Raw genomic sequence first — 13016 nt, forward strand, 5'->3', positions numbered from 1 at the left:
CGCGCCTCAGGGCGTCGGCGCGGCCGACGCCGAACCGGTGGTGGCAGCGGCCGGCTTCGCCGCCTCGGTGCCTGCATGGCCGGCGTCGCCGCTGTTGTCGTCGTGCACCAGCGTGCCATCGGCGCCCCAGGCACGCTCGCGCAGCCACTTGCCCTTGCTGTCGTAGATGGACTCGGCCACCAGCGCGCCTTGCGCATCGAAGCGCTGGTGCGTGCCCACCGGCTGCATCGGCGCGCGCGCGGGCGCCAGGTAGAGCCCGCGAAAGGCGGTTTGACCGCCGGGGAAATACTCCGCCACTTCCGCCGTGCGTGCGGAGCCGTCACCCTTGAAGCGGGTGGTGCTGCGCGGGCTGCCGCTGTCGGCGTAGTAGAGGTCGTCGCGCAGGAGGTCTCCGCTGGCATTCCACGACTGTTCGCGCAGCAGCAGGTCATTGGGCGCATATTCCCTGGCGCTGATCCGCACCGCCCGGCCGCGTTCGAGCAGGAAGACCGTCTCGCTGCGACGGGTGCCGTCCGAGGCGTACTGGCGCTCGAAGCGGCGATCGCCGATCTGCTCTTCCTGAGTCGCCACGATGCCGTTGTCGTAGTAGCTCTCGGTGCGCAACCTGCGGCCGGCCTGGTGCACGACGCGCGACCGGCGCACGTCCTGCCCGTCGAAAAGGTCGACCGTCGCCGGCTCGCCGGTCCCGAAGCCGCACAGGCGGGCGTCGTCGACCGCCGGCGCCAGCAGGGGCTTGTCGGCGCAGCGCAGCTGCGACAGGCGGCCCTTGACGGTGAACTCGGCCACCGCCCGGTCGCCGCCAGGCTCGGCGCGGAAGGCGGCCCGGCGCAGGGTGCCGTCGGGGTAGAACAGGCGCGAGAGCCCCAACTGCTGGCCGTCGTCGTAGACGGCGTCGCGGGTCACGCGGTTGCTGGCCGGGTCCCGGCAGATCAGCCGGCCGCTCTGTCCCCGTATGCTGGCCGGAAGGTCCGGGTCGACCGCTTTTCCGTCGAGCAGGCATGTCGGCGCGGCGCCGGCCTGTGCCACCGCGCCGCCCGGCAGCGCGGCCAGCCCCGCGCAGAGGCACGCGCCCAGGTACACCGGCCGGAACCAGGCGCGGCGCGGGACTTTCATATGCGCGATGGCTGCGTACCGCGAACCGGCCCGCACGGGCGGAAACGAAGGAGGGTTGGCCGGAACATGTATGAAAGCGTGTCGTCTGCTTGATATTGTGTACCGGTTCGAACGCGCGGCGCGTGGATAATCGGCCGCCATGCCAACCCTTCGACGCCTTCCGCAGCTGGGCCGCCTCGTGCTGCTGTGGTTCGCGCTGTCGCTGGGTGTGGCCGTGGCGTCGCCGCTCGTGCAGCCACAGGACATGCAGTTGGTGTGCACCAGCGCCGGTGCCGTCAAGGTGCTGGTCAAGACCGACGACGGCGCGCGCGAACTCGGCGCCAGCCACCTCGACTGTCCCTTGTGCGCGCTGGCCGGCGCGCCGCCTCCGCCCGCGCCGGTCTGCGTCGTCGGGCACGAGCAGCCGCTCGGCCATGCGCTCCAGCCGATTCCCGCGGCCCGCTTCGTGGCCGCGGCCGCGGCGCCGTTGCCGGCGCGCGGACCTCCCGCCGGCGCCTGATCCTCCCTCTCGTCCCGTGGTGAGCGCCGCCGGCTGAGCCGGCCGGCATGCACAGCGGCTCGGTTCCAGGAAAGACCGGCAGCCCTTGGCGAGCAAGCCGGGGTGCCGGCACAGGCATCCATGAACCGTTCCATGTTTCGCTGGCGCCCCTGCGGGCCGATCTCTGACCTCATTTCTGCCAAGGAGCAAACCATGAAGAAACTGTCCATCCCCCGCGCGGGCCGCCGTCTTGGCGCCGCCGCACTGCTGCTCGGAGGCGCCACCGGCGCGCTGGCGCACGTCACGCTCGCGCAGCAGACGGCAAGCGCGGGCGCGCCGTACGAGGCCGCTTTCCGCGTCGGGCACGCCTGCAAGGGCGCGGCATCGACCACCGCCATCTCGGTGCGCATTCCGGCAGGCTTCACCGTGGGCAAGGCCGAGCTGCGACCCGGCTGGTCCGTTCAGACAACCGCCAACGAAGTGACCTGGAAGGCCGACGCCCCCGATCGCGCGGTGCCGGGCCATGAGAAGACGCAGTTCGTTCTGCGCGGCACGCCGCCGGCCCAGCCCGGCACCCTGTGGTTCAAGGTACTGCAGACCTGCGACACCGGCAGCGCGGACTGGGCCGAGGTGCCGGCCACCGACGCTGCCAGGCCCGAGTTTCCGGCAGCGCGCCTGGACGTGATCGCTGGCGCCGTGGCGCCGGTCGAGGCGAGCGGCGGCTGGGTGCGCCGCGCCGTGCCCGGCCAGAGCGGAACCGGTGCCTTCATGACGCTGCGCTCTTCCGCGCCGCTGCGGCTGGTCGGCGCGTCCACGCCGGTGGCGGGCGTGGCCGAGGTCCACGAGATGAAGATGGAGGGCGACACGATGAAGATGCGGGCCGTCGAAGGTGGGGTGGCGCTGCCCTCCGGCGAGGGCGTCGAGCTCAAGCCGGGCGGCTTCCACCTGATGCTGATGGACCTGAAGCAGGAGATACCGGTCGGTGCCAGCGTGCCGCTGGTGCTTCGCTTCGTCGATGACAAGGGCGCGCCCAGCGCATTGAGCCTGCACCTGCCCGTCGCCATCGCGCCGCCCGGCGGGGGCGCTGCGGACGCCGCGCCGATGGCCGGGCACCAGCACAAGCACTGAGCGGCGCATGCCGGGGCGGGTATAAGCTGGGCCTGGCCCATCACTTGCAGGAGGCAGGAACCATGAGCGAGAAGCCGTCCTTCTTTTTCGACCAGTTCGTTCCCGGTTTCGACTTTCTGAAGAACCTGTCCGTCGGTGCCGCGAGCAGTTCGCCCGGCCAGGGCATGCCTGGTACCGCCGGGGTGCCGGGCCTGTCGAACTGGGTCGCCCCCACCCTCAGCGTCGAGGAAGTCGAAAAGCGCATCCAGGAGATGAAGGCGGTGCAGTTCTGGCTCGAGCAGAACCTGCACGCGCTCAAGGCGACCGTGCAGGCGCTGGAAGTGCAGAAGATGACCTTGTCCACGCTCAAGGGCATGAACCTGCGCATGGAAGACCTGGCCCAGGCGTTCGCCGCCGGTGCGCCGAGGGCGAGAGCGCAGGCCACATCCGAGCCGCCGGCCGCGCCGGCGCCCCAAGCAGCCCCGGCATCGGCGCCTTCGGATGCCGGGCCTGCGACCTCCAAGTCCGGCGGCATCGTCGACCCCATGATGCTGTGGGGCGCCCTGGCCGAGCAGTTCCAGCAGATCGCCAGCACCGCGCTGAAAGACGCCGCGCAACTGAAGATGCCTGCGATGGCCGGCGCACCGGCGTCGGCACCGGCGGCAAGGGCGCCGGCGACGAGGAAAGCAAAGCCCAAGCCGTCCGCGCCCGCGGCACGAAAGACGGCACCGAAGAAGGCACGCGCGCCGGCGGGTCGGCGCCAAGTGCTGTAATCGGGCAGACGGGGGGCCTGCTGCCCCTCGCCCCTGCGATATGAAGCTCTTTCCCTCCGGCCATGCCACCCACCCGCAATGGAGCACCGCGGCCGAACTCGTGCTCGCGCAACTGCGCGCGCAGATGGCTCAGCCCGATTACGCGTCCGAGCCGACGCTCGGCCTGCTCTACATCACCGACCTGTTCGCGGCGGATGCGCCGGCCATCCTCGAGCACCTGTGCGCATCGCTGCCGGGCGTGCGCGACTGGTCGGGCACGGTCGGCATCGGCATCGCGGCCCACAACGCCGAGTATTTCGACGAGCCGGCCATCGCGGTCATGCTGTGCGAACTGCCGGACAAGCAATACAGGGTGTTCTCGGGCCTGGCGCCGCTGCCACCGGTCGACGCCGTGGGCGCCGGCCCGGCCCGCCAGCACACCGCGCTGGTGCATGCCGACCCGACCACCCACGATCTGCCGGAACTGGTGGCCGACCTGGCCGCGCGCACTGAAACCGGCTACCTGTTCGGGGGCTTGTCGAGCGGACGCGGCCAGACCTACCAGTTCGCGCGCAGCGGCGACGCCGCCTTGCCGCCGGGCGCCGACCATGGCGGCGGCGTGCTCGCCGGCGGCCTGTCCGGCGTGGCCTTCGGCGAAGGGGTGCGCCTGGTGTCTCGCGTCACCCAGGGCTGCCACCCGATCTCGGCCGAGCGTGCGATCACCGAGTCTGAAGACAACCTGCTGATCACGCTGGATGGCGAGCCGGCGCTCGACGTGCTGCTGTCCGAACTCGGCGTCAGTCTCGAGCAGCCGCAGGAGGCGATCGAGGCGGTGCGCGCCACCCTCGTGGGCTTGTCCAGCCCGGGCAGCGACGGCCTGCGCCGCACTGGCGACCTCGGGCCCGACGTGCGGGTGCGCCACATCATCGGGCTGGACCCCAACCGGCGTGCCGTCGCCATTGCCGACCAGGCCGAGCCCGGTATGCGCATGACGTTCGTGCGGCGCGACGCGCAGGCGGCGCGGGCCGATCTGCGGCGCATCTGCGCCGAGATCCGCGAAGAGCTCGAGCCGGAGGAACAATCGCTGGAGGTGGCCAGCGCCATGGCGGCCGGCGAGGCCGAGGCCAGTCCGCATCCTGCGAGGCGCATGGCCGGTGCGGTGTATGTCAGCTGCTCCGGCCGCGGCGGCCCGCACTTCGGCGCGCCCGGCGCGGAGCTGCAGATCGTGCGCCACGCGCTCGGCGACGTCCCCCTGGTGGGATTCTTCGCCGGGGGCGAAATCGCCCGGCATCACCTGTACGGCTACACCGGCGTGCTGACGGTTTTCGCGGCCGACTAGGCCGTCGTCCGGACCGTGCTGGCGCGATCGGGCCGGCGCAGCTGGGCAAAGGCCGCGAATTCCCAGTTGCGCATGCCCAGCAGCAGCGTGTAGCCCTCGCGGTCGCGCGTGCCCTGCTTCTGGTCGGCCTGGTGCTGCTGCGCGAAATCCTGTGCCACCCGCTGCAGCCGGTCCAGGAACGAGGGCGCGAGCGAGCGGCTGATCTCGCCATGCACCAGCAGCAGGCCTTCGGCCGGGCCGTCGAAGCCGCCGGCGTAATAGTCCAGCACCACGTGCTCGCGAAAGAACGCCATCACCGGGCCGTGTGGCCGCCAGCGGAATGTCTTGGCCAGCTTGAGGCGGTAGCGATTGAGCGGGCGCAACTCGATGATGCCGATGCGGTCGAGTTGCGCCATGCAGCCGATGCATTCTGTTTCGCTGATCCGGTAGGCCTTGACGATCTGGTCCGCCGTCCATTGGCTCAGCACGCAGATGGCGCAAAGCAGGAGCTTCTTGTCTCGGACGACGGCCCGCTCCTGTTCGAGCGTCAGTTCCTTGAGCAGGGGCTGCGATTCCGCCACCCGGCGCGCCAGTTCGGCGAAGTCGGTCTTCAGCGCTCTGCAGATGGCATCGACGCGCGACAGGGGCATGTCGCCCTTGGCCAGCATGCGCTTGACGCTCGATTCGGCCATCCCCAGGCGTTCGGCCAGGTCGGCGTAGGTCATGCGGGCGGTCTTGAGCTCGTGCTTCAGGGCCTGGACCAGGTCGGCGGTGGTGCTCACGTCGGAATCTCCTCCATTCATGGTTCGGTATCGAGAAATAGTACCGAAAGTGCTGCTTGATGCCATCGTATCGATATCCGATGCTTTGCAACTGGTCCACTTCTACATTCGCAGCGACTCGACCACCCTCGCAAGGACCTGCCATGAAGCCCAGCGCCGCCACTGCCGAAGCCTCCCGCCGTGCAGCCCCTCGTCGCCTGACGCGCCGCGAGGCCTGCCTGCTGTACGTCGCCGTCGTCCTGGTGGCGGCGGCCTTGCTGCTGCCCGCCGGCCTGGGCCAGGGCTGGGACGCCCCTGCGCACTTCGCCGATCTGCGCGGCTGGAGCGGCCTGCCCAACGCACTGGACGTGCTGAGCAACCTGCCGTTCCTCGCGCTCGGCGTGCTCGGACTACGTCGCCTGCACCGCCTCGAATGCAGGCTCGAGGCCGAACCGCAGCGCCCGGTGGCGACGCGCGCCGGTCAAGACGAACTGCCGCTCAATGCGCTGGACTGCGCCTGGCTCTTCTTCGGCGGCCTGATCCTCGTGGCCGCGGCGTCGGCGTTCTATCACCTGCTGCCGGGGGACAGCCTGCGCCTGGCCGGGGATCGGGCCGCCATGACGGTGGCGTTCGCCGGGCTGCTCGGCATGGCGGCCTGCGACAGGATCAGTCCGCGCGCCGGGTGGCCCGTGGCCTGGACGCTGCTGGCCGCGGGCCTGCTGTCCGTCGCCATCTCACAGAGCACCGGCAACGTCGTGCCGTGGGCGGTGGTGCAGTTCGGCGGCATGGGGCTGGTGCTGGGCATGGCGATGCTGCGACCCGTCGACTGCGCCTCGGCCGCCGGCATGCGCCTGAACCTCGGATGGGTGATTGCCCTGTACGCCGTCGCCAAGCTGTGCGAGCTGGCCGACGCATCCATCTACGAAGGCACCGCGCACCTGGTTTCGGGGCATTCCCTCAAGCACGTGGCGGCAGCCCTGGCGGCCCTGCCCGTACTGCAGGCATTGCGCGGCCTCGACGCCGCGCCGGTCGGGCACAATCGCGCCCATCGGCCGGTCACGATTTGAAACAGGTAGCAGGCGCAATCCTTGCACCGACCTTGTGACACCCGACGCACCCGTGCCCGATTCTTCTGGGAGAAACCTCGACATGGCTGAATCCCGCCATTGCGGCGAGCGCGAACCGGCGACGGCCCAAGCTTCCAGCCAGTTCGCCCTGATGCGCCAGCGCCGCTTCGCGCCTTTCTTCTGGACGCAGTTCGCCGGCGCCGCCAACGACAACCTGTTCAAGTTCGCGTTCACCGTGATGGTGACCTACCAGTTGCAACTGGCCTGGTTGCCGCCGGCCCTGGCCGGACTGGTGATCGGTGCGCTGTTCATCCTGCCGTTCCTTCTCTTTTCCGCCACTGCCGGGCAAGTCACGGACAAGCTCGACAAGACGCGGGTCATCCGGCTGGTCAAGAACCTCGAGATCCTCATCATGGCGCTGGCCGCCTGGGGCTTCCTGCGCGCGGACGCGGTGATGCTGCTGGCCTGCGTGTTCCTGATGGGCCTGCATTCCACGCTGTTCGGACCGGTCAAGTTCGCCTACCTGCCCCAGGCCCTGGACGCGCGCGAGCTGACCGGCGGCAACGGCATGGTGGAAATGGGCACCTTCGTGGCGATCCTGCTCGGCCAGGTCGCCGGCGGGTTGCTGGTCGCCGTCCCGGAGATCGGCCGGGCCAGCGTGGCGGCAGCCTGCCTGCTGCTTGCGCTGGCCGGCCGTGCCTGCGCACAGGCGATTCCGCCGGCACCGGCCACCGATCCAGGCCTGTCCATCAACTGGAATCCGTTCACCGAGACCTGGCGCAACCTGCGGCTGGCGCATGGCAACACCGTGGTGTTCCGGTCGCTGCTCGGCATTTCGTGGATGTGGTTCTTCGGCGCGGTCTTCCTCGCGCAGTTTCCCGCCTTCGCCAAGGAGGTGCTGCATGCCGACGAGCATGTGGCCTCGCTGCTGCTGGTGGTGTTCTCGGTCGGCATCGGCCTGGGGTCGCTGCTTTGCGAGGCGCTCGGGCGGCGGCAGGTCGAGATAGGACTGGTGCCCCTGGGGGCGATCGGCATGAGCGTCTTCGCGGTCGACCTGTACTTCGCATCGCGCGGGCTGCCGGCGTCCGCGGCGCAAGGGCTGGCAGACTTCGTCTCCCGCCCGGCGCACTGGCGCGTGATGGCCGACCTGGGGCTGATGGCGCTGTTCGCCGGCCTGTACAGCGTGCCGATGTACGCGCTCATCCAGTTGCGCAGCCCTGCAACGCACCGGGCCCGGATCATCGCCGCCAACAACATCCTCAATGCGTTGTTCATGATTGCCAGCGCGGTACTGGCCGGCGCGATGCTGGCGGCCGGGTTCTCGATTCCCCAGGTGTTCCTGGCCACCGGCATCGCCAACGCGGTGGTCGCGATCTGGATCTTCCTCCTGGTGCCCGAGTACCTCCTGCGCTTCGTGGCCTGGGTGCTCTCGCATGTCGTATACCGCTTCGAGGTGCGCGGCGCCGGCCATATTCCCGGGCAGGGCGCCGCTTTGCTGGTGTGCAACCACGTCAGCTTCGTCGACGCGGTGCTGCTGATGGCGGCCAGCCCGCGGCCGATCCGGTTCCTGATGGACCACCGCATCTTCCGCCTGCCGGTGCTCGGGCGCCTGTTCAAGCTGGCCAAGGCCATACCGATCGCGCCGCAGAAAGACGATGCCGCCGCCTACGAACAGGCCTTCGAGCAGGCGCTGCAGGTGCTGCGCGACGGTGATCTGCTGGCCATCTTCCCGGAAGGCGCCATCACGCGTGACGGGCAACTGCAGCCGTTCAAGGCCGGCGCGAAGAAGATCCTGGACATGGCGCGGGCCGAGGGCCTGGCAGTGCCGGTCGTGCCCATGGCCCTGCACAACCTGTGGGGTTCCTTCTTCAGCCGTATCGAGGTGCGCGACGGCGAACGGGTCGCAATGGTGCGTCCGTTCAGGCGTGGCATGTTCAGCCGGGTGGGCCTGCACGTGGGCAGCGCCATGCCGGCGGCGTACGCCGCACCGGAGCCCCTTCAGCGCCGCGTGCGCGAGCTGCTGCAGGCCGCATCGACGCCATGAGCCTGCGCGACGCGATCTGGCAGACCATCCTGGCCGTGCCGTTCGGCTTCTGGCATGGCCTGACCTGGCTGGGCGACAGCGGGTTGCTGGTGCCGGCGGCGTTCTTCATCGGCCTGTGGCTGCTGGTCTCGCGCCGCACGTGGCACACGGCGTTCCTGTGGCTGGTGCTGTTCGGTTCGGCGAGCGCGCTGGTGTTGCTGACGAAACTGGCGTTTCTCGGCTGGGGCATCGGCAGCGCGCGGTTCAACTTCACCGGCATCAGCGGGCACACCATGCTCTCGGCAAGCGTGTGGCCGGTGGCCCTGTGGCTGGCGGCGGCACGCGCCGGGCACCGCTGGCGCGTGACGATGGCCACTGTCGGGTGGCTGCTGGCCTGGGCCATCGGCCTCTCGCGCCTGGCGCTGCTGGCGCACTCGGTATCGGAGGTTGCCTCGGGCCTGTTGCTCGGAACGGCGACCAGCGCCGCGTTTCTGGCCGCCCAGCGGCGCCTGCCGCATCCCGCGCCGCGGGCATCGCTTGTCCTGCTCACGCTGCTGCTGCCGCTGACCCTGTTCCCGCCCGGTCATGCGGCACCGACGCAGGGCCTTCTCGAGCGGATCGCCACGCGCGTGGCGGGGATCGAGCGGCCATTCACGCGGGACGACCTGGCATGCCGATCGGTGCCGGCCCGCGGCGCGGTATCGCCTTCCGATACTCCGGCGGGCCGCACGTGCGACTTGTCGACTCCGGCAGCGCGCGCGGCGAAGTTGCCATCCATCATTCGCCCGCATCCGATGACTCCAGTGGAGGTTCCAGGTGAAACCAGTTGATGACAACAACACCAACTACGGCAGCTATGGAGACGACGAGGCGCGCCGCGCGAGCGACCGTCACCGGCGCCGCATGACGCCCGGCATGCTCCAGCTGGCCATGATGGCGGCCATCGCCGTGGCGGCCGGACTGCTCGTGTTTCCCATCTGAAGACTGCCCCCGACATGTACGACAGACCTTCCGCTTCGTCCGCGCCCGCATCGCCCATGCGTTCGGGGGGCCTGGCATGAGCAAGTCCCTGCGACTGTCCGAAAAGTGGTATCGCCGCGGCCTGTGGCTGGTGGCGCTGGTGTTCGCCTCGTTCCTGATCGGCCTGGGCAGCACGCTGGTCGGCGACCTGCCGCGGGTCGAGCAGAGGCTTTCGCCGGACGACTTCATGCCGGCGGCGGCGACGGCGCTGCGCGAATCGGCAGAGCAGGCCAGGGAGGCGCAGCGCACGGCCCAGCGAGAGTTGGAGCAGGCGCGGCTCGGCCTGGAGGCGGCACGACAGGCGAACAGCAACGCACGCGAAAGCTTCTCCAACTGGCTGGCCACGCGCCGGGCCACCCAGCAACCCGACCAGGACCGCGAGCTGATCGAGCGCACACGCCAGCTCGACGGGCTCAAGTCCGCGGAGGAGGCGGCCCAGAAGAAAGTGCAGGTGCAGCGCCAGCACGCGCTCGACGCGCGGCAGGCCGAGCAGCAGGCGAACCTGCAACTGGACGAGATGCGCCGCGCCGCCGACAAGGAGTGGCAGACCGCCGCGCGCCGCCAGGAGCTTCGCGTCTTCGGCTACCGGCTGGCGCTCACGCTGCCCTTGCTGGTTGTCGCGGGGTGGTTGTTCGCCCGCAAGCGCAAGAGCACCTGGTGGCCGTTCGTCTGGGGCTTCATCTTCTTTGCGCTGTTCGCGTTCTTCGTGGAGCTGGTGCCCTACCTGCCCAGCTACGGTGGCTATGTCCGCTATGCGGTGGGCATCGTCGTCACGGTGCTGGTGGGGCGCTACGCGATCCTGGCCCTCAACCGCTACCTGGCGCGGCAGAAGCTGGCCGAGGCGCAGCCGGAGCAGGCGCGCCGCGAGGAGCTGGGCTACGACACCGCGCTCGCACGCCTGGCCAAGGGCGTGTGCCCGGGCTGCGAGCGGCCGGTGGACCTGAAGAACACCGCCATCGACTTCTGTCCGCATTGCGGCATCGGCCTGCATGACCACTGCGGCCAATGCGGCACGCGCAAGAGCGCGTTCGCCAAGTTCTGCCACGCCTGCGGCACGGCGGCCACGGCAATGCCCGCGCCCCGTCCGTCCGCCGCAGCTGCCGCGGCGCCCGGCTAGACGCCGCGGGCGCGGTCTTGCCTGAAGCGGGCGCGAAACGCGCCGAACGTGCCCGCTTCGAGCGCTTCGCGTACTTCGCGCATCAGGTTCAGGTAGTAGTGCAGGTTGTGCACGGTCGCGAGCATCGGCGCAAGCATTTCGCCGCAGCGCTCGAGGTGATGCAGGTAGGCGCGCGAGAAGCCGTCGCGGCCGCCGCTGTCCCATGGCACGCCCGACGTGCCGGCGCAGGCATGGCAGGTGCAGCTGGGATCGATCGGCTGGGGGTCGCTCTTGTGGCGCGCGTTGCGGATCTTCAGGTCGCCGTAGCGGCTGAACAGCGTGCCGTTGCGCGCGTTGCGCGTGGGCATCACGCAATCGAACATGTCGACCCCGTCGGCCACGCCCTGCACCAGGTCTTCCGGCGTGCCCACGCCCATGAGGTAGCGCGGCTTGTGCGCCGGCAGCCGGTGCGGGGTGTGCGCCATGATGCGCAGCATCTCGTCCTTGGGCTCGCCGACACTGACGCCGCCGATCGCGTAGCCCGGGAAGTCCATCTCGACCAGCTGTGCCAGCGATTCCTCGCGCAGGTGCTCGAACATGCCGCCCTGCACGATGCCGAACAGCGCGTTGGGATTGCCCAGCCGCGAGAACTCGGCCTGGCAGCGCCGGGCCCAGCGCAGGCTCAGTTCCATCGAGCTGCGCGCCTGCGCCTCGGTCGTGATCTGGCCGCCGGTGTCGTAGGGGGTGCACTCGTCGAACTGCATGACGATGTCGCTGTTGAGGATGGTCTGGATCTGCATCGAGACCTCCGGCGTCAGGAACAGCTTGTCGCCGTTGACCGGCGACGCGAAGCGCACGCCTTCCTCGCTGATCTTGCGCATGGCGCCCAGGCTCCACACCTGGAAGCCGCCGGAGTCGGTCAGGATCGGGCGGTTCCACTTCTCGAACGCGTGCAGTCCGCCGAAGGCGCTCATCACGTCCAGGCCAGGGCGCATCCACAGGTGGAAGGTGTTGCCCAAGATGATCTGCGCGCCCATTTCCTCGAGGCTGCGGGGCATCACGCCCTTGACGGTGCCGTAGGTGCCCACGGGCATGAAGATCGGGGTCTGCACCACCCCGTGGTTGAGCGTGAGCCGGCCGCGCCGGGCGTGGCTGTCGGGGTCGGTGGCGAGGAGGTCGAAGGTCAGCATGGAAGGTTTTCCCTGGCGAGCAGCATGGCGTCGCCATAGCTGAAGAAGCGGTAGCGCTCGCGGATCGCGTGCGCGTAGAGGGCCATGACGCGGGCATGCCCGGCCAGCGCGCTCACCAGCATCATCAGCGTGCTCTTGGGCAGGTGGAAGTTGGTCACGAGCAGGTCGACGTGGCGGAACCGGAACCCGGGCGTGATGAAGATGCGGGTGTCGCCCGCCGGCTCGCCGGTCGCGCCCCAGGATTCGAGGGTGCGCACGGTGGTCGTTCCTACTGCCACCACGCGGCCGCCGCGCGAGCGGCAGGCGGCAATCGCCCGCTGGGTCGCCTCGGGCACCTGGTAGCGCTCGGCGTGCATGGTGTGCTCGGCGATGTTCTCGGTCTTGACCGGCTGGAAGGTGCCGGCGCCGACGTGCAGGGTGACGCTGGCGCGCTCCACGCCGCGCTCGTCCAGGCGGGCCAGCAGCGCTTCGTCGAAGTGAAGGGCTGCCGTCGGCGCCGCCACCGCCCCCGGAACCCGGGCGAACACGGTCTGGTAGCGCCGTTCGTCCTCGGCCGAGTCGGCATGGGTGATGTAGGGCGGCAGCGGCACATGCCCGCAGCGGGCCATCAGGTCGTAGGGCGTCTCGCCGTCGGGGCTGTCCAGGCGCAGGTGGAAAAGGGGACCCTGGTCATCCGGCCAGCGGCCCAGGACCGTGGCCTCGAAGCCGCCGGCCATGGCCAGCACCGTGCCGACCGGGGGCTTCTTGCTGACCTTCATGTGGGCCACCACCTCCTGGCCCTGGAGGACGCGCTCGATCAGGAGCTCGAGCTGGCCGCCGGTGGGCTTGTGGCCGAACAGGCGCGCCTTGACGACCTGGGTGTCGTTGAAGACCAGCAGGTCGCCCCGGCGCAGCAGTTGCGGCAGGTCGCGGAAGACCCGGTCGACCGGGTCGGGGGATGTGCCGTCGAGCAGGCGCGATGCGCTGCGCTCTTCGGCGGGATGCTGTGCCACCAGCTCGGGTGGCAGCTCGAAATCGAAATCGGAAAGGCTGAATTGCTGCATCGCGCTTGAGGGCCGGACAGACCCATGCCAAGGGAACGGAAGGGGGAA

General features: G+C 69.9%; 13 protein-coding genes. 9 read left to right on the forward strand and 4 right to left on the reverse strand.

Annotation, left to right across the window (positions count from 1 at the left end; translation table 11 throughout):
* Positions 1–6: 6 nt before the first annotated feature.
* Positions 7–1113: a hypothetical protein gene (locus VES41_RS00800; RefSeq protein WP_324811722.1), complete on the reverse strand. Its 1107-nt coding sequence runs from the start codon at positions 1111–1113 to the stop codon at positions 7–9.
* 139 nt (positions 1114–1252) lie between these two features.
* Between VES41_RS00800 and VES41_RS00805 the strand changes: the two genes are divergently transcribed.
* From VES41_RS00805 to VES41_RS00820, 4 genes are all read left to right on the forward strand, one after another.
* Entirely contained in the window at positions 1253–1612 is a 360-nt protein-coding gene (locus VES41_RS00805) for a DUF2946 family protein (RefSeq protein WP_324811723.1), read from the forward strand.
* Positions 1613–1804: 192 nt separating this feature from the next.
* Positions 1805–2719: a copper chaperone PCu(A)C gene (locus tag VES41_RS00810; protein ID WP_324811725.1), complete on the forward strand. Its 915-nt coding sequence runs from the start codon at positions 1805–1807 to the stop codon at positions 2717–2719.
* A gap of 62 nt (positions 2720–2781) precedes the next feature.
* The gene (locus VES41_RS00815) at positions 2782–3471 is read left to right on the forward strand and encodes a PhaM family polyhydroxyalkanoate granule multifunctional regulatory protein (RefSeq protein ID WP_324811728.1); all 690 of its coding nucleotides are present in this window, start codon (positions 2782–2784) and stop codon (positions 3469–3471) included.
* A gap of 40 nt (positions 3472–3511) precedes the next feature.
* Positions 3512–4789 carry an FIST signal transduction protein gene (locus VES41_RS00820; protein WP_324811730.1) on the forward strand — a complete coding sequence of 426 codons (1278 nt, stop codon included), beginning with the start codon at positions 3512–3514 and terminating at the stop codon, positions 4787–4789.
* On the opposite strand, the gene VES41_RS00825 is transcribed toward VES41_RS00820, so the two are convergent.
* Positions 4786–5550: a helix-turn-helix transcriptional regulator gene (locus tag VES41_RS00825; protein WP_324811731.1), complete on the reverse strand. Its 765-nt coding sequence runs from the start codon at positions 5548–5550 to the stop codon at positions 4786–4788. The genes VES41_RS00820 and VES41_RS00825 overlap by 4 nt on opposite strands.
* A 143-nt stretch (positions 5551–5693) precedes the next feature.
* Here VES41_RS00825 and VES41_RS00830 point away from each other — a divergent pair, with 143 nt between their 5' ends.
* The 5 genes from VES41_RS00830 (at position 5694) to VES41_RS00850 (ending at position 10756) form a co-directional block, all read left to right on the forward strand.
* Entirely contained in the window at positions 5694–6596 is a 903-nt protein-coding gene (locus VES41_RS00830) for a hypothetical protein (RefSeq protein WP_324811734.1), read from the forward strand.
* An 82-nt stretch (positions 6597–6678) separates the two neighbouring features.
* The gene (locus VES41_RS00835) at positions 6679–8640 is read left to right on the forward strand and encodes an MFS transporter (RefSeq protein WP_324811737.1); all 1962 of its coding nucleotides are present in this window, start codon (positions 6679–6681) and stop codon (positions 8638–8640) included.
* Positions 8637–9449 carry a phosphatase PAP2 family protein gene (locus VES41_RS00840; RefSeq protein WP_324811739.1) on the forward strand — a complete coding sequence of 271 codons (813 nt, stop codon included), beginning with the start codon at positions 8637–8639 and terminating at the stop codon, positions 9447–9449. Before VES41_RS00835 ends, VES41_RS00840 begins: the two co-directional genes overlap by 4 nt.
* Positions 9436–9600: a hypothetical protein gene (locus VES41_RS00845; RefSeq protein WP_324811740.1), complete on the forward strand. Its 165-nt coding sequence runs from the start codon at positions 9436–9438 to the stop codon at positions 9598–9600. The genes VES41_RS00840 and VES41_RS00845 overlap by 14 nt, the downstream gene beginning before the upstream one ends.
* Positions 9601–9676: 76 nt before the next feature.
* Positions 9677–10756, forward strand: a complete 1080-nt coding sequence (locus VES41_RS00850; protein WP_324811741.1) for a serine endopeptidase — start codon at positions 9677–9679, stop codon at positions 10754–10756.
* Here VES41_RS00850 and tgt read toward each other — a convergent pair.
* On the reverse strand, positions 10753–11925 hold the full coding sequence (gene tgt, locus VES41_RS00855) for a tRNA guanosine(34) transglycosylase Tgt (RefSeq protein ID WP_324811742.1): 1173 nt from the start codon (positions 11923–11925) through the stop codon (positions 10753–10755). The two genes, VES41_RS00850 and tgt, sit on opposite strands and share 4 nt — an antisense overlap.
* Complete coding sequence (gene queA, locus VES41_RS00860; protein WP_324811744.1) at positions 11919–12968, reverse strand: tRNA preQ1(34) S-adenosylmethionine ribosyltransferase-isomerase QueA; 1050 nt, start codon at positions 12966–12968, stop codon at positions 11919–11921. The genes tgt and queA overlap by 7 nt, the downstream gene beginning before the upstream one ends.
* Positions 12969–13016 lie beyond the last annotated feature (48 nt).

The organism is Variovorax sp., assembly GCF_035634955.1.
Taxonomy (GTDB): Bacteria; Pseudomonadota; Gammaproteobacteria; order Burkholderiales; family Burkholderiaceae_C; genus Variovorax.

What these genes read in the sequence shown, in the direction of transcription:
- VES41_RS00800 (WP_324811722.1), bottom strand. Translation starts at nt 1,113, where the DNA reads ATGAAAGTCCCGCGCCGCGCCTGGTTCCGGCCGGTGTACCTGGGCGCG.
- VES41_RS00805 (WP_324811723.1), top strand. Translation starts at nt 1,253, where the DNA reads ATGCCAACCCTTCGACGCCTTCCGCAGCTGGGCCGCCTCGTGCTGCTG.
- VES41_RS00810 (WP_324811725.1), top strand. Translation starts at nt 1,805, where the DNA reads ATGAAGAAACTGTCCATCCCCCGCGCGGGCCGCCGTCTTGGCGCCGCC.
- VES41_RS00815 (WP_324811728.1), top strand. Translation starts at nt 2,782, where the DNA reads ATGAGCGAGAAGCCGTCCTTCTTTTTCGACCAGTTCGTTCCCGGTTTC.
- VES41_RS00820 (WP_324811730.1), top strand. Translation starts at nt 3,512, where the DNA reads ATGAAGCTCTTTCCCTCCGGCCATGCCACCCACCCGCAATGGAGCACC.
- VES41_RS00830 (WP_324811734.1), top strand. Translation starts at nt 5,694, where the DNA reads ATGAAGCCCAGCGCCGCCACTGCCGAAGCCTCCCGCCGTGCAGCCCCT.
- VES41_RS00835 (WP_324811737.1), top strand. Translation starts at nt 6,679, where the DNA reads ATGGCTGAATCCCGCCATTGCGGCGAGCGCGAACCGGCGACGGCCCAA.
- VES41_RS00840 (WP_324811739.1), top strand. Translation starts at nt 8,637, where the DNA reads ATGAGCCTGCGCGACGCGATCTGGCAGACCATCCTGGCCGTGCCGTTC.
- VES41_RS00850 (WP_324811741.1), top strand. Translation starts at nt 9,677, where the DNA reads ATGAGCAAGTCCCTGCGACTGTCCGAAAAGTGGTATCGCCGCGGCCTG.
- tgt (WP_324811742.1), bottom strand. Translation starts at nt 11,925, where the DNA reads ATGCTGACCTTCGACCTCCTCGCCACCGACCCCGACAGCCACGCCCGG.
- queA (WP_324811744.1), bottom strand. Translation starts at nt 12,968, where the DNA reads ATGCAGCAATTCAGCCTTTCCGATTTCGATTTCGAGCTGCCACCCGAG.